Annotated in this window: 14 protein-coding genes; 13 read left to right on the plus strand and 1 reads right to left on the minus strand. The window is 45.4% G+C overall.

Translation table 11 applies throughout. The annotated features are described in order from the left end of the window. Positions 1-127: 127 nt before the first annotated feature. From moaA to QY97_RS07930, 13 genes are all read left to right on the plus strand, one after another. Positions 128-1147, plus strand: a complete 1020-nt coding sequence (moaA, locus tag QY97_RS07875; RefSeq protein WP_039237171.1) for a GTP 3',8-cyclase MoaA — start codon at positions 128-130, stop codon at positions 1145-1147. A 287-nt stretch (positions 1148-1434) separates the two neighbouring features. After that, positions 1435-1887 carry a CoxG family protein gene (locus tag QY97_RS07880; RefSeq protein WP_039237173.1) on the plus strand — a complete coding sequence of 151 codons (453 nt, stop codon included), beginning with the start codon at positions 1435-1437 and terminating at the stop codon, positions 1885-1887. A gap of 32 nt (positions 1888-1919) precedes the next feature. Next, positions 1920-2462 carry a (2Fe-2S)-binding protein gene (locus QY97_RS07885; RefSeq protein WP_046128695.1) on the plus strand — a complete coding sequence of 181 codons (543 nt, stop codon included), beginning with the start codon at positions 1920-1922 and terminating at the stop codon, positions 2460-2462. After that, a complete protein-coding gene (locus tag QY97_RS07890) occupies positions 2455-4800 on the plus strand; it encodes a xanthine dehydrogenase family protein molybdopterin-binding subunit (RefSeq protein WP_039237175.1) in 2346 nt (781 codons plus the stop codon). Before QY97_RS07885 ends, QY97_RS07890 begins: the two co-directional genes overlap by 8 nt. Next, positions 4801-5664, plus strand: coding sequence for an FAD binding domain-containing protein (locus QY97_RS07895; protein WP_039237177.1), 864 nt, complete (start codon positions 4801-4803; stop codon positions 5662-5664). A gap of 82 nt (positions 5665-5746) precedes the next feature. Beyond that, positions 5747-6631 (plus strand): AAA family ATPase, encoded by an 885-nt coding sequence (locus QY97_RS07900; protein ID WP_232506262.1) that lies wholly within the window; start codon positions 5747-5749, stop codon positions 6629-6631. A gap of 26 nt (positions 6632-6657) precedes the next feature. After that, positions 6658-7875 (plus strand): vWA domain-containing protein, encoded by a 1218-nt coding sequence (locus tag QY97_RS19530; RefSeq protein ID WP_157761888.1) that lies wholly within the window; start codon positions 6658-6660, stop codon positions 7873-7875. 5 nt (positions 7876-7880) lie between these two features. After that, the gene (locus QY97_RS20825; protein WP_232506264.1) at positions 7881-8261 is read left to right on the plus strand and encodes an XdhC family protein; all 381 of its coding nucleotides are present in this window, start codon (positions 7881-7883) and stop codon (positions 8259-8261) included. Continuing rightward, positions 8239-9036 carry an XdhC family protein gene (locus tag QY97_RS07910; RefSeq protein WP_232506266.1) on the plus strand — a complete coding sequence of 266 codons (798 nt, stop codon included), beginning with the start codon at positions 8239-8241 and terminating at the stop codon, positions 9034-9036. The genes QY97_RS20825 and QY97_RS07910 overlap by 23 nt, the downstream gene beginning before the upstream one ends. Then, complete coding sequence (locus QY97_RS07915) at positions 9037-9663, plus strand: nucleotidyltransferase family protein (RefSeq protein WP_039237178.1); 627 nt, start codon at positions 9037-9039, stop codon at positions 9661-9663. A gap of 73 nt (positions 9664-9736) precedes the next feature. Further along, positions 9737-11788: a sigma 54-interacting transcriptional regulator gene (locus tag QY97_RS07920; protein WP_039237180.1), complete on the plus strand. Its 2052-nt coding sequence runs from the start codon at positions 9737-9739 to the stop codon at positions 11786-11788. A gap of 12 nt (positions 11789-11800) precedes the next feature. Continuing rightward, positions 11801-12688 carry a 5-oxoprolinase subunit B family protein gene (locus QY97_RS07925; protein ID WP_039237182.1) on the plus strand — a complete coding sequence of 296 codons (888 nt, stop codon included), beginning with the start codon at positions 11801-11803 and terminating at the stop codon, positions 12686-12688. Then, on the plus strand, positions 12685-13665 hold the full coding sequence (locus QY97_RS07930) for a 5-oxoprolinase subunit C family protein (protein WP_039237184.1): 981 nt from the start codon (positions 12685-12687) through the stop codon (positions 13663-13665). Before QY97_RS07925 ends, QY97_RS07930 begins: the two co-directional genes overlap by 4 nt. 9 nt (positions 13666-13674) lie before the next feature. Here QY97_RS07930 and QY97_RS07935 read toward each other — a convergent pair whose 3' ends face one another. After that, entirely contained in the window at positions 13675-15123 is a 1449-nt protein-coding gene (locus QY97_RS07935) for a sigma-54 interaction domain-containing protein (RefSeq protein WP_046128696.1), read from the minus strand.

Raw genomic sequence — 15123 nt, forward strand, 5'->3', positions numbered from 1 at the left:
GTATTTTTCTCATCATAGAACAGAATGTATAAACTGGCAACCTTCTAAAAACAAAGTTCAGACTATTCTGTCTACCTTTAATAAATGATTCATAAATTAAAATTCCTATAGAAAAGAGAGGATTCAAATGGTAAATCGCTCATTGCATGATCAATTTAACCGACCCCTTCAGGATTTACGAATATCAGTTACCGACCGATGCAATTTCAGATGTCGCTATTGTATGCCTGAGGAAATATTTGGGCATGATTACATGTTCTTATCTAAGAAAGAAATCTTAAGCTTTGAGGAAATTGAAAGACTCGTTTCACTCATGGCATCGTTTGGAGTTAAAAAAGTCCGTATCACCGGCGGAGAGCCGCTGATGAGGAAAGATTTGTCTAAGCTGATCTTTTCCTTAAAAAAGATAGACGGCATAAGAGACGTGGCTCTTACAACTAACGGATCACTCCTGAGAAAACACGCTCAAGCCTTAAAAGAGGCAGGGCTGGAACGGATTAACGTAAGTCTTGATACGCTGGATAATGAGGTATTTCACCGGCTGAACAGCCGGTCTTACAGCGTGGAGGATGTACTGGAAGGAATTGAACTGGCAGCCGCTTTAGATATTCAGGTAAAAGTAAATATGGTTGTTCAGAAGGGTGTCAATGAACAGGATATCGTCCCGATGGCTCGTTATTTTCGGAACACTCCCCATATCCTAAGATTCATCGAATTCATGGATGTCGGCAATCATAACGGCTGGAATTTAGAAAGAGTCGTGTCGAAGAAAGAGATCATCCGAATCATTGATGAAAAGTTCCCGCTTGAACCGGTTAAGAGCAATTACTATGGGGAGGTAGCTTCTCGCTATAGATATAAAGAAGGCGGTGGAGAAATAGGCGTGATTTCTTCTGTAACCGATTCATTTTGTTCCTCGTGTACGAGAGCTCGTCTTTCGGCAGATGGCCATCTATATATGTGCTTGTTCGCCGTTAAGGGCCATGATTTGCGGACACTGCTGCGCTCAGGAGCAGACGATGAGGAAATGATAAAAGAAATCGGAGAGATTTGGAGAAATCGTCACGACCGTTATTCAGATGAGCGGCTGCTGCAGACAGATCGGGATAAAAGAGCAAAAATAGAGATGTCTTACATTGGGGGCTGATAAGGGGTGTTTTAAGGCGCGAAAATCATTTGATTTTCATTTGGGACGAAAAATAACTGAATATTTTCACAAATGAAAGAATAGATTTCAAAATTGAAAGAAACAGCAGGTGCCTTCAATCAGCGGTTTCATTTTTATCAGGAACAGGCTAGGGATAATGGGAATTTGAGTTAATTTGTAAACGAGCAAAAGATGGCACAATATTTGCAATATTATAAAGTAGTGTCAACATCGTGAGCGTTTGTGCACCTGTAACGATAAAAATAGCAATGGAAGGAGCGCTTAACTTGAACATCGAATCATCTTACACGTTTAAAGGAGTGTCACAGGAGCTTTTATGGAAGACCCTCCAGGATAAAGAGTCACTTCGCCGTTCGCTGCCTGGCTGTAAATCATTTGAAGAAATAGCACCTCATACGTATAAGTCAGAGCTTGGTATTAACATCGGTCCCGTGAAAGGAGTATTTACTGGTGATGTTCGCCAAGTAGATATCAAAGAACCAGAATCATACCGCCTTCTCGTTATTGGAAAAGGAAAGCCAGGGGAAATTGATGCAAAGGCGGACATGGTTTTAGAAGAAACTGAAGCTGGCACAACGCTTATTTGCCGTGCAGAGGTAAAGGTGACTGGCGTTTTAGCAGCCGCTGGTCAAAGAGTCATGAGTGGTGTGGCAAAGGTGATCCTGGGACAATTTTTCAAAGATATTGAAAAAGAAACAAAAGAAATGGCTAAGCTTTAACCTTTCAATTATTTTTAGGGGGTGCAGTGTAGATGGCAATTGAAGATCGGGAAGTAACGGTAGTAGTTAACGGGCAAGAAAGAAGTGCGGCAGTCGAACCCCGGAAGTTGTTAGTTCACTATCTACGAGATGATCTTGGGCTGACTGGTACGCATATCGGCTGCGATACGAGCCAATGCGGTGCTTGCTCCATCATGGTAAATGGAGAAGCTGTGAAGTCCTGCACAATGCTTGCTGTGCAAGCAGAAGGATCAGAAATTACAACGGTCGAAGGCTTAGGGTCTATTGAACATCTTCATCCTATGCAGCAAAGCTTCTGGGAGGAGCATGGCCTTCAATGCGGCTATTGTACACCTGGAGTGATCATGGCGATGCTAGGACTATTAAAGGAGAACCCAAATCCAAGTGAAGAGGAAATCCGTGAAGGGATGGAAGGGGTCATTTGCCGTTGTACAGGCTATCAATTTATCGTAAGCGCCGTTCAAAAGGCAGCCAAATTAATGGCTGAAGCAGAGGAGCAAAAAGAAGAAACGCTCGTAGCGAATTTAGTGAGGGAGGGAACTCACAATGGCTAATGTAATTGGTGCTTCCCTAAAGAGAAAGGAAGATCCACGTCTCTTGACAGGAAACGGACGTTTCTCAGATGACATTCAATTGCCGGGCATGCTTCATGCTGTTATTTTACGCAGTCCTCATGCTCACGCAAAAATTAAGAAGATCCACGCAGAAGAGGCGTTAAAATCGCAGGGTGTCGTTGCCGTTTATACAGGAAAAGACCTTGAAGGAAAAATTGGTCCCGTTCCGAGCTCCTGGCTCGTGCCTGATGCTAATTTAAAAGAAGCGCCTCAATATCCGTTGGCTATCGATTATGTGCGCTATGTTGGAGATGGGGTAGCTCTCATTATTGCTGAGGATCGTTACGTGGCGCGAGATGCTCTTGATCTAATCGAGGTAGAATACGAAGTGCTTCCGGCTGTCGTTCATCAGAAAGAAGCGATGCAAGAAGGTGTACCGCTTGTTCATGGTGACATTGAGAACAATATCGCTTTGCATTGGAAGGCCGGAGAGGTAGCTGATGAGATTATTAATGATGCGGAGGTGGTTGTCCGTGAGAGCTTTTACGTTCAGCGCGTATTCCCTAGTCCGCTTGAGACACGGGCAGCGATTGGGCAATACGATGCGGGCAGCGGAGAGTTAACTCTTTGGTGTACTTCTCAAAACCCTCATATTCACCGTATGGTGTTGTCGGACGTGCTCGGAATCTCTGAAGCGAAGCTAAGAGTAATTGCTCCTGACATGGGTGGCGGATTTGGAGGGAAGATCGGCGTATATCCGGATGAAGCCTTAGTTGGTTATGCAGCGCGTGATTTAAAAAGACCAGTAAAATGGATTGAACAGCGCAGCGAGCATTTTACAGCTTCTAATGCCGGGCGCGATGAAATTATTGATGTGGAGCTCGCCGGCAAACGCGACGGTACGCTGCTGGCCATTCGCGTAAAAAATACCGCGAATTTAGGCGCCTATTTATCGACAATGGGACCTGGGGTGGCCACGATCGATTTTGGCCTGATGATCACAGGCGCCTACGATATCCCACACGCTTCCTGTGAAACATTTGGCGTTTACACAAATACAACTCCGACAGATGCATACAGGGGGGCCGGAAAGCCTGAAGCGACCTATCAAATCGAGCGGATTATCGACCTGTATGCAAGAGAAATCGGCATGGATCCTATCGAGCTGCGAAGAAAGAATTTTGTCCGCAAGGAAGCATTCCCTTATACGAATGCTCAAGGGCTATTATATGACAGTGGAGATTACGAGAAGCCTTTAGAGAAAGCTTTGGAGACACTTAATTATGAAGAGCTGCGTCAGAAGCAGAGAGAATTAAGCAAGCAAGGCAAACTCATCGGCATTGGCTTTTCTACATATGTAGAGCTGTGCGGGTTCGGACCGTCTGAGGTTGCCGGTGCAATTGGATTCCAAGGAGGGGTTTGGGAAAACTCTACCGTGCGTGTTCATCCATCTGGCAAAGTAACCGTATACTGCGGCACGTCCCCTCATGGCCAGGGCCATGCTACAACTTTTGGCCAGGTAGTAGCGGAAAAGCTCGGTATCCCTATGGATGATATTGAACTAGTCTTTAGCGATACAAAATCTATTTCTATGGGGTGGGGGACGTACGGTTCTCGTTCAACGGCAGTCGGAGGAGCAGCAGTATCAATTGCAGCTGATCGTGTTGTTGAGAAGGCGAAGAAAATCGCTGCCCATGAGCTGGAAGCTTCTGAAGAAGACATCGTATTTGAAAATGGTAAGTTCCAAGTAAAAGGTGTTCCCGGACAGCAGCGTACATTCCAGGAGATCGCAAAGTCAGCCAATATGGCGTGGAATTTACCGGAGGGCATGGAACCTTCTCTAGAAGCACAATCATTTTTCAAGCCGGAAAACTTTGTTTATCCATTCGGTACACATGCAGCAGTTGTGGAGATTGACAAAGATACAGGCGAAATCGAATTGAAGCGATACGTGTGCGTGGATGATGTAGGGCGCGTGATTAATCCGCTGACAGCAGAAGGCCAGGTGCATGGAGGCATTGCTCAGGGAGTAGGCCAAGCTCTTTGGGAAGGAGCAGTTTACAGCAAAGACGGGCAGCTTTTATCAGGTACCTTAATGGATTATGCGCTGCCGAAAGCAAGATTTTTCCCTCGTATTGAGTCAGCTTTCACTGAAACGCCATCACCCGTTAACCCGCTCGGTGCAAAAGGGGTCGGTGAAACGGGCACAACAGCTTCGATTGCCGCTGTGATGAATGCAGTGATGGACGCACTGAAGCCATATAACGTAAAAGATATTGAAATGCCGCTGACTTCTGAAAAAGTATGGCGTGCGATCCAAGATGGGGAGGGGAATTGATTGATACCTGTTAAGTTTGATTACATTCATGCTGAATCGGTTGAGCAAGCGATTCGTCTGCAGCAGGAAAGCAATGGCGAAGGAAAGCTGATTGCTGGCGGACACAGCCTGCTTCCTCTTATGAAGTTTAGATTAACGGAGCCTGGCGTACTCATTGACATCAGCCGGATCAGCCAGCTAAAAGAGGTACGCAAGGAGGGAGACCGAATAGTTGTGGGTGCCTTGACGACTCATCATGCAGCATCTAATGATCCAGTTATTAAAGAGCATATTCCCCTTCTTGCCGACACGGTGCGTCAAATTGGTGACTTGCAAGTAAGAAACCGTGGGACCATCGGAGGAAATATCGCTCATGCGGATCCAGCGGCTGATTTGCCGGCAGCTGCCTTTGCTTTGGATGCCCAGGTGATCATCCAGGGAGAAGACGGTGAGGAAACGATGCCGGTTGATCAATTTATCGTGGGACCGCTGATTACGATGATGCCTGAAAACAGCATTGTTACGGCCGTTTCTTTTGCGATTCCTCCGAGACATACGAGATCAGTCTACTTAAAATACTTTCATCCGGCTTCCGGCTATCCGGTTGTAGGAGTGGCTGCCATAGCGGGAGTAGATGAAAGCGGGGTCATTGATTTTGTCCGTATTGGCATCACGGGTGTCGGGGATATAGCTTATCGTGCTGAGTCCGTAGAACAGACGCTCTTAGGACAGACGCCTTCTGAAGCAATGATTCAGGAAGCATCCAGGCTTGCAGCTGAGGAAGGAGAAATGGGGAACGACTTTTTTACTTCTTCAGAGTACCGGGAGCACTTATGCAAGGTGTATACAGAGAGAGCACTCCGTTCTATCCTCCTAGCAAATTAATCTAGTAAAAAGGGGACTTGTTCGCTGATGAGCAGTCCCCTGGATTTTCTTCCTTCTCTTTGCAGAAAGGAAATAGAAAGAGGTGAGGTTCATTAACACAGGCATGACATCAATCGAGGAAGTTTTTCGGCAAAACGGTTATATTACCGACCGGCCAATTGTAACAGCGCTCCATCTTGTCCGCACATTACAAAAACCATTGCTTATTGAAGGACCGGCTGGAGTCGGTAAAACGGAAATCGCTAAAGTGCTGGCCCAATCCTTAAATACACGCTTCATCCGGCTGCAATGTTACGAGGGGCTGGACGCTGCTAACGCTTTATATGAATGGAATTATGCAAAACAAATTCTTCATATCCAAATGACTGAAAACAGCGGGTCCTCCCTTTCTGAAAAAGAGGCTTCTATTTTCAGCGAGCCGTTCCTCCTGTCACGTCCATTGCTCCAGGCGCTACGAGAAGAGGATGCTTCACCTGTACTCCTGATTGATGAGGTAGATAGGGCGGATGAAGAGTTTGAAGCTTTCTTGCTGGAGGCCCTTGCTGAGTATCAAATTACTATCCCTGAGCTTGGAACGATTAAAGCGAAGCACCGACCATATGTTATATTGACATCCAATCGTACGCGTGAACTGAGTGATGCGCTTAGGAGGCGCTGCTTGTATCAATGGGTTGACTACCCGGACTTTGAAAAAGAGACAGCCATCCTTCAAGCCCGTCTGCCAGGGATAGACAAACAACTGGCAGATCAAATTGCTCGGCTAATGAAAGAGGTTCGGAGTATGCCGCTCTCCAAGGTACCTGGAGTAGCAGAGAGCATCGATTGGGCAGAAGCACTGATTCACATGCATCAGAAGGAGCTTAACAAGGAAGCTATCTATGAAACACTCGGTTGTTTCATTAAGGATAAAGAGGATTGGGAAACAGTCAGTCGTGAAATTGAAGAAGGAACGTTGTTGAATCTATAAAATCATCCAGCAGGCAGGTGTGCCTATTGAGTCATTTACCTGAATATGTCGTTGCATTTTGCCGTTGCTTACGGCAAAACGGATTTTTAATAGGTTTCAAGGAAGAGGAGGATACCCTTGTTGCCTTGCAATCGATAGATATGTCTAATCAGGAGCAATTCCATTTAGTGCTGAAAACGATACTCTGCTCGAGTAAGGAAGAACAGGCTGTATTTGACCAATGGTTTTATCAGTTTTTTAAGCTTGAGCAGGAAAGAGAAGACCCGGCTTTTCTTAAGGATTTGAGGAAGGAAGGGAAGCAGGCTGGCCAGCATCCGGTTAAAGCAGATCAGGAAAGGCAGACCGCTCGAGGTCAGAGAGAAAAAGCTGCTGCGAGGCAAGGGGGAGGAAAAGGGAGAGAGTCCCCTGGAGAAGAAGCCGCTGCTTTAGCAGCAGAAAAAGAACCTGTAAAAGATTCATTAGGAAAAGCTCTTAACTGGCTGGCTGCGAGGGCAGGCGGGAATCAGGCTCAGCTTACGGCTCCTATTTCTCCTAGTCAGTTAGAAAGCATGGAAGCATCGGCAAAGGTGTTTATTAAAAATATAGAAATCAAGCAATCTCGCAGGCTTAGTATAAATAAAAAAGGCACCGTGCTTCATGGAAGAAGAACGATGCGGCGCAGTCTGCAAACAGGTGGGCTTCCGATAAAGCGGGTTTTAACGGGGCGCACGAAAGAAAAGGCGTCGTTTGTTTTATTGTGCGACGGCAGTCGGTCAATGGAAGCTTATCGAGGGAAGTTTCTGCAGTTTGCCTATGCCCTGGCGAAGCATACCCGCCGCGTGGAAGTTTTTACTTTTTCAACTCGGCTTAGAAAAGTGACAGAGCAGATAGGAGAAGGAAGAGATGGCAAACTGCCGACGCTTATTGTGCAGGGAAGCGAGTGGGGCGGAGGAACGCGGATTGGCGAATCGCTATCTTCGTTCGTGGATCAGTACGGACCACGGCTGCTTCGGAGAGACACCGTTGTCATGATTGCGAGTGATGGACTGGACACAGGAGATATATCTCACTTGCAGTGGGCGATGAGTGAGCTGAAGAGACGTTCATCCGCTGTAGTTTGGCTGAATCCTCTCTTGAGCATGCCTGATTATAAGCCAGAAGCCCAAGGGATGAAAAAAGCACTTCCCTATATCGATATATTTACGGAAGCTCAAAGCCCGGAAGCTTTCCGGCAGTTAGCCAAACAAATTTCTATTCGGAGGTAAGGGGAATGACAGAACAAGCTTTAGTAGCGAAAGCTGTTGAACAGGCAAGAGAAGAGGGGCGAAAGGCGGCCTTGGCGACAGTGGTACGTGTCCGCGGTTCGGCCTACCGCCGTGAAGGGGCAAAAATGCTGATTGACGAAAATGAAGTGCTAACCGGAATGATCTCCGGAGGCTGCCTGGAAAGAGATGTGGCGGAGGTGGCGAAGCAGGTAATGGAATCAGGAACACCGGTCTTAAAAACGTATGCGATGGATGAGGATGTTGTTTGGGGGCTTGGACTCGGATGCCCCGGTACAGTAGATATTTATATTGAACCAGTGCCTGGCAAATATTTGGGCAAGGACAGAAGAAGGGGGGATGCAAATGTCTCGCACATTACCTTTTGATGCCTGGCTCGATTGTGTGGAGAACGAACAGGAAGGTGTATTGGCCACTGCTTTGCAGGAGGGAGAAAGCAATAAAGCAGGGCGTATCTTTTTTTCAAAAGAGGGTCAATCCGTCGGGACACTTGGCGACCTATCCTTAGATAAACAGGCGGAGGAAATAGCTGTTCGTAAGCTTCATGAGCTCAATCCAAAATCTGAATCGGTTACGCTCATAGATGAGGCTGGCCAAGAGGCAGATATATTTATGGATGTGTACGTGCCTCCTTCTACATTACTGATTTTTGGAGCTGGACATGATGCAATCCCTGTGGCAAAGCATGGCGCTTCTTTAGGGATGAGGACCATTGTTGTGGATCCGCGGCCGGCCTACAATAACGAAGAAAGGTTTCCAGAAGCCCATAGAGTGATCGCCGATTCGGTGAAGTTTAAGGAAAAAGTCCATATTAGCAGCCGCACTTACGTAGTGGTCATGAACCACCATTTAGAGAGGGATCAGGAGACCTTGAAATTTGTTTTACGTTCATCTGCCCCTTATGTTGGGGTCTTGGGGCCGCGTTCACGGCGCATACGTATGATGGAGGCGATAGAGGGAGAGGGCGTAGAGTTTGAAGAAGAACAGCTCGCTAAAATGTACAGTCCCATCGGCCTGGATATTGGAGCGGTAACGCCTGAAGAAATTGCGATCAGCATTCTGGCTGAAATCATTGCTGTTAAAACCGGGCATAAAGGCGGGTTTTTACAGGGCGCTGAGCATATTCACCAGGTGGCTAAGTAGATGGAGACAAATATATGTGCTGTTATTCTTGCTGCAGGCCGCTCTTCCCGAATGGGAACATTAAAACAACTCCTGCCCCTTGCAGGGCGCCCTATTTTAGAGCATGTGATCCAGCGGGTTTTAGAAGAAAACTTTTCTAAAGTGATTGCTGTGATCGGCTGTCAAGCTGATGCCGTTCAGGAAGCCATCCATATTGACGACGACCGGTTTCAGTGGGTGATAAATAAAGATTACCAACTAGGGCAGAGCTCGTCTTTGAAGCTTGGCCTGGATCATCTTGCTCCGAACGACATGAACGTCATGGTGTTCCTTGGTGACCTTCCGTTCATAACGAAGGAAACTGTTCATTCTATTTATGAAACCGGCCGGACTATGCTCACTGCTTACAGTGAGCCTTTTGTACTTCGTCCTGATTACGAAGGAAGAGCAGGCCACCCCGTCTTTTTTGGCCTCGCAGAGAAGGGGTTTTTTCATCGTTTACAAGGTGATGAAGGGGCAAAACCTCTCCTAAAGACCATCCAAACTCATCGGTATATACGTGTTCAAGATGAAGGAGTTGTATTCGATATTGATACCCCTGCCGCTTATGAACAGGCGAAAGAGAAAAGAAGTATCAATAATATATAAAGAAAATTTAAAATAGTCCATCAAAAGTATTATACTCGTCTTATAGCAGTTATTTTGTGTTGGGAGGGATAGCGTGATTATTTGGAAGGATATCCTTAGACCAATCACTGTCGTCGTTGGCGAGGAAAGTACTTTAAAAGAAGTGATTCACCAGTTAGTTGAGCATAAAACGGATACGGCTTTTATTAAACAGGGGTCTGCGCTTTCCGGCTATTGCACTATCTACTCCTTAATGGAGCAGGCGGCACAAGCGGGAAAACTTAACGAGCCAGTCGCCTATAAAACAGATATGTTAAAAGTATCTCAATTATCCTCGGTAGAGTTCTCGCATAACATTTCCGTCGTTATAGGAGAAGACATTCATAAACGAGCTTCAGGATATATAACGGTGAAGGAAGCAAAGGACCGAATTAATGAATTGCAGCTTAAGCAGATGAATCAATTGCTGCATGGATCAGGAATCGGAATTATTAAAACAAATGTTCATTATGAAATTGAATTTATGAACGAAACGGCAGAAAGAATTTTAGGAATGCCCAGCTCCTTTTTGCTGAATAGAAATTACAGAACACTGCTGACGGCAGATAAAGATATAGCGCGCGTCATGTCTGGAGAAACCCTTATGAATGTAAATAGCGGGCTTAATTTCAAGCAAATGAGCGGAAACTTTTACCCGATTAAAACAGATGGGAAAGTCTCAGGTCTGGCGCATATGTTTTTCTTGCGTGAAGAATTTGAAGGCGCTGTGCAGGAATTGGAATTCGTCCGCCAGTTATATTCCGATTTGCAGGCCGTATATGCCTCCTCTCAAGAGCAAATCCTTGTAATCGATAAAGAAGGAAGAATATTGAGGGTAGCCGGCCTTTTTTTAAAGAAGTTTTGGAGAGTAGACCAGCCTGAAAAAATTATCGGACGGTACATAAGTGAATTTACAAGCAAAAATATTTTTCAGCCGAACATATTTGAACTGTGTGTGAAGCGGAAGAAAGAGGTAAAAGCCATTCAGGAATCGGCTGGAAATAGAAAAATATGGTCAGTGGCAACTCCTGTTTATTACGAGGGAGAATTAGAAAAAGTAGTCATCTTGTCAAAAGACGTTTCAGAAGAGCAGAATGGCCATCTTTATAAGAAAGATTCTTCTAAAACAACTATTGCGGATAGGTTTGCTTCAGCGAGTCTGCAAGGACAGCAGCTTATTTACCGCTCACCGAAAATAGAGAGTCTTCTCGGCACGCTGGCACGAGTGGCTGAGATGAATTCAACGGTTCTTCTGGAAGGAGAATCAGGGGTAGGAAAAGAAGTGTTTGCCCATAAAATTCATTCGCTAAGCACGCGTAAGGATCAGCCTCTCATCCGAGTCAATTGCGGAGCTATCCCAGAGCAGTTAATTGAAAGTGAATTATTTGGCTATGAAAGAGGAGCTTTTACCGGGGCAGACAGGAATGGAAAAATAGGTTTTTTTGAGACAGCTCATAACGGTACGATTTTTCTTGATGAAGTGGGAGAGCTTCCTCTAAACATGCAGGTAAAACTGCTGCGTGTTTTACAAGAACGGGAGATAACGAGAATTGGCGGCACAAAAACCATTCCTGTAGATGTACGAATTATTGCCGCCACTAATAAAGATTTAAAGAGAATGGTACAAATGGGAGAGTTCAGGGAGGACTTGTATTATCGGCTGAATGTCATTCCTCTTTGTATTCCGCCGCTCCGGGAAAGAAAGGAAGATATATTTACTTTATCTATCTTCTTTCTGGAAAAATTTAAGCAAATATATGAGATAGAGAAAAGCTTTACACCTGAGGCAATTGATGTGCTTGAAGCGTATGATTGGCCAGGAAATGTGCGCGAGCTCCAAAATATTATTGAAAGACTCATAGTAATCAGTGAAGAGGAGTGGATTCACCGTGAAGACGTGATTAAATGTCTTTATGGTGATGAACAAAAAAGGGAGAATGCGCCATTCACCCTCGAGTTAATGCCATTAAAGGAAGCAGTAGAGAAGCTGGAAACGCAGTTGATTCTGCAAGGTATAAGAAAATACGGAACAGCTGCCAAAGTGTCAGAGGTGCTGGGAGTAAGCCCGGCGACCATCAGCCGGAGAATGAAGAAACTAAAGGAATAGGAGACAACGAGATTGTTTAATCTGCCTGAAACCACGTTCAATTATGTAGGAGACGAATACATTTATGCGGAAATAACCCGTGATATGAAAGTAGAAAGTAATTTTAAAGCTTTGGCCGTAACGGCGGAGTTAAGAAAGAGAAATATTCCAGGGATTATTGACATCGTGTCATCCAACGCCTCCTATCTAATTCGTTATAATCCGGAGCTCATATCGGGAAAGGATCTCGTTGATTACATAAGAGAGATTGACTTTAACAAAAGTGATCCGACAAGGCTAAGCCTATCGATTCGTGCTGTGGAAATTCCTGTTTGGTATGATGACCCTATTACGAGGGAGTATTCCCAGCGCTTTAAAGACCGCCACCAGGAGCCTGAGCTGTCTAATTTTGAGTATGTGATGAAATTAAACGGTTTTACAGATAAGGCAGCTTTTATTGAGAGCCATTCAAGTACACCTTATTTAATTACAATGGTTGGCTTTTTGCCCGGAACCGCGTGGCATTTTCCGTTAGGGGCGACACCTAGTGAAATTATTCAATCACCTAAATATAAAAGCCCGAGAACGGATACACCCGAAAGGAGCGTTGGAATCGGAGGTGCGTTTAATGTGATTTATCCGGTTCAGGGACCGGGCAGCTATCAGCTTATAGGAATGTCGGCTGTTCCGGTGTTTGATTTATCGAACCGGCTAACCGATTTGAAAGACAGCTTATTTTTAGCAAGGCCGGGAGACGTATGGAAGTATAGACCGATAGATGAATCAGAATATTTAAGGATTCGAGATGAGGTGAAAAGTGGAGCCTATCGTTACCGCATAAAGGAAGTCAATTTATCGCCTCTTGAGTATATTAAAAAAGGAAAAGAGTATATTCATGGGTTAATAGGAGGGCTCGGATGATCGAGATAAAAAAACCGGGTTTGTGGACAACGGTGCAAGATATGGGAAGATTAGGGAAGTATCACTTAGGCGTTCCGCCATCGGGGGCAGCGGACAAGTACTCTTTCATGATCGGAAATATGCTTGTCGGAAATCCCGTTGAATTTGCGGCGCTTGAAATGACTCTTATAGGAGGAGTCATGCAATTTAAAAAGAATACTGTCGCAGCTTTAACGGGCGCACCGATGAAAGCTTATTTAAATCAGCAGCCCATCCCGTTTTGGGAGGCTTTTACAGTGAAGGAAGGGGACGTTTTGACGATTCAGGAATGCCGGAAAGGAGTGAAAAGCTATCTTTGTGTTTCAGGCGGTATTCAAGTAAGGGATGTGTTTGGAAGCAAATCTACCTATGAAGCAAGCAAAATTGGAGGTTTTCAAGGCAGGAAGCTTGAAAAAGGGGATTGCCTGGAAATTAACGAGCCGCTCCCTGGAGCAGCAAAGCAGGCTGGAAAGTCCCTTCCTTTAGAGTATACCCCGTCATTTGATTCATTCCAGGAGCTGCGTGTAACACTCGGATTAACAGGCTACTTAGTGAGCGATGAAGGGTTGAAGGCATTCCTAAATTCAGAGTGGAAAGTATCAGTTGAATCCAATCGTGTCGCTTACCGCTATACAGGCGGAAAAGTATCCTTTACCGAACAGCGTCCGCCGTTCGGTGCGGGAGAAAGCTTTTCGAATGTAGTGGACTTCGCCTATCCGATCGGATCGATTATGCTGCCGAATGAAGAAGAACTGATCGTTTTGCATAATGATGCCACCACTGGAGGAGGATTTGTCACTATTGGCACCGTCATCAGCCAAGATTTAGACCTAATCGCTCAATCAAGGCCACAATCCACTTGCCGGTTTACGGCTGTGACGGTTGACCAGGCGATGGAGGCACGCAAGGAAAGACGGGAAAAAATCAAAAAGATAGAAACAATATTGGGACGTCAATGATAGAAAGTGTCAGTTGTCTTTCGGCCGTCGGTACGTCATACCGAGCCTCTTCATCCTCCGAATTAAATTGGAATGGTCAATTCCGAGCAATTTAGCGGCTGAGCGCAGGCTGGTAGAGGCGTGCAGAGCACGCAAAATTTGCTGTGATTCAAATAAAGTGAGCGCTTCTTTCAAATTTAAATTATTCGTAGCAGAAGGGGCTTCTTTCTGCCTTAAAACGGCGGCATCGACTTGGCTTTTGTCTTTCATATGGTCGGGAAGGTCTCTTGATGTGATGGAATCGGATGAAGTAGAGACGACAAGAAACTCAATGACATTCTTTAGCTCACGAATATTTCCAGGCCATGGGTAATGAGTTAGAACTTCTTTTGCACTGGAAGATAAGTGCTTTCGTAAGCCGTACTGCTGGCAAAAGTGATGCATGTAATAATCAATGAGCGGGGCAATATCTCCTTTTCGCTTAGAAAGCGGCTGAATCGGCAAATGTATAACATTAATCCGATACCATAGGTCTTCGCGGAATTGTTTGTGGTGAACGAGTGTTTTTAAATCTTGGTTTGTAGAACAAATCAGCCGGAATGATAGTTGTCTAGGCTTGGTATCTCCTATGCGGGTAACAGCCTGGTCCTGGAGCACGCGCAGCAATTTCGCCTGCATGGGCAAAGGGAGTTCACCTATTTCGTCGAGTAAAAGAGTGCCATGATTCGCTTGTTCAAAGAGGCCGGGCTTCCCTTCTTTTTTTGCACCGGTAAAGGCCCCGTTGCTGTAGCCAAACAGCTCTGACTCAAACAATTCGGCTGGAATAGCGGCGCAATTGACCTTCACAAAGGAGTGCTTGTTTTGCGGGCTGTGATGGTGAATGTAGCTCGCGAGTACTTCCTTTCCGGTTCCGGATGGTCCGGTGATTAAAACGGGAGTAGGAAAAGCAGCAATCTGCTTGGCTTTCTCAGCTAAGCTTCTCATTTCGGCACTATTAAATACAAAAGGAGCCTCTTCCGGCTGGCTGGCAGAAGTAATAGGTGAAGGGGTTGTCTCTTTTTGCTCTGCCTTTTTAATCTGGTTTTGAAGATGGTTCAAATAGGTTAAATCACGAACGCTGGTGACGACCATTTTTACTTTTTGGTCATCATCCAATACAGGTGTAGCGGTCGCTACGAAATATTTACGCTTTTTAATTCTTTGCATAATCGTCGTTGTTTTTTTGGATTGAAGAGCCATATAGGCAGCAGAACGGTCAAAGTATTCAACGAATACTAAATCTCTAATATTCTTGCCGACGACTTCTTCGCGGGAAATGCCGGTCATCTCTTCATAGGCTGTATTTACCTCTAGTGTGACACCTTGTGGATCGACAACATAAAGTCCGTCAGAAGAGAAGTTAATAATCGTCCGCAGCTGTTCGTTCATCTCTTCTAAGCTTTGTATGCGTTCTATTAACTTGCTTGAGGTGGTGTCCAT

Origin of the sequence: Bacillus thermotolerans (genome assembly GCF_000812025.2) — a bacterium.
Classification (GTDB): domain Bacteria; phylum Bacillota; class Bacilli; order Bacillales; family Domibacillaceae; genus Quasibacillus; species Quasibacillus thermotolerans.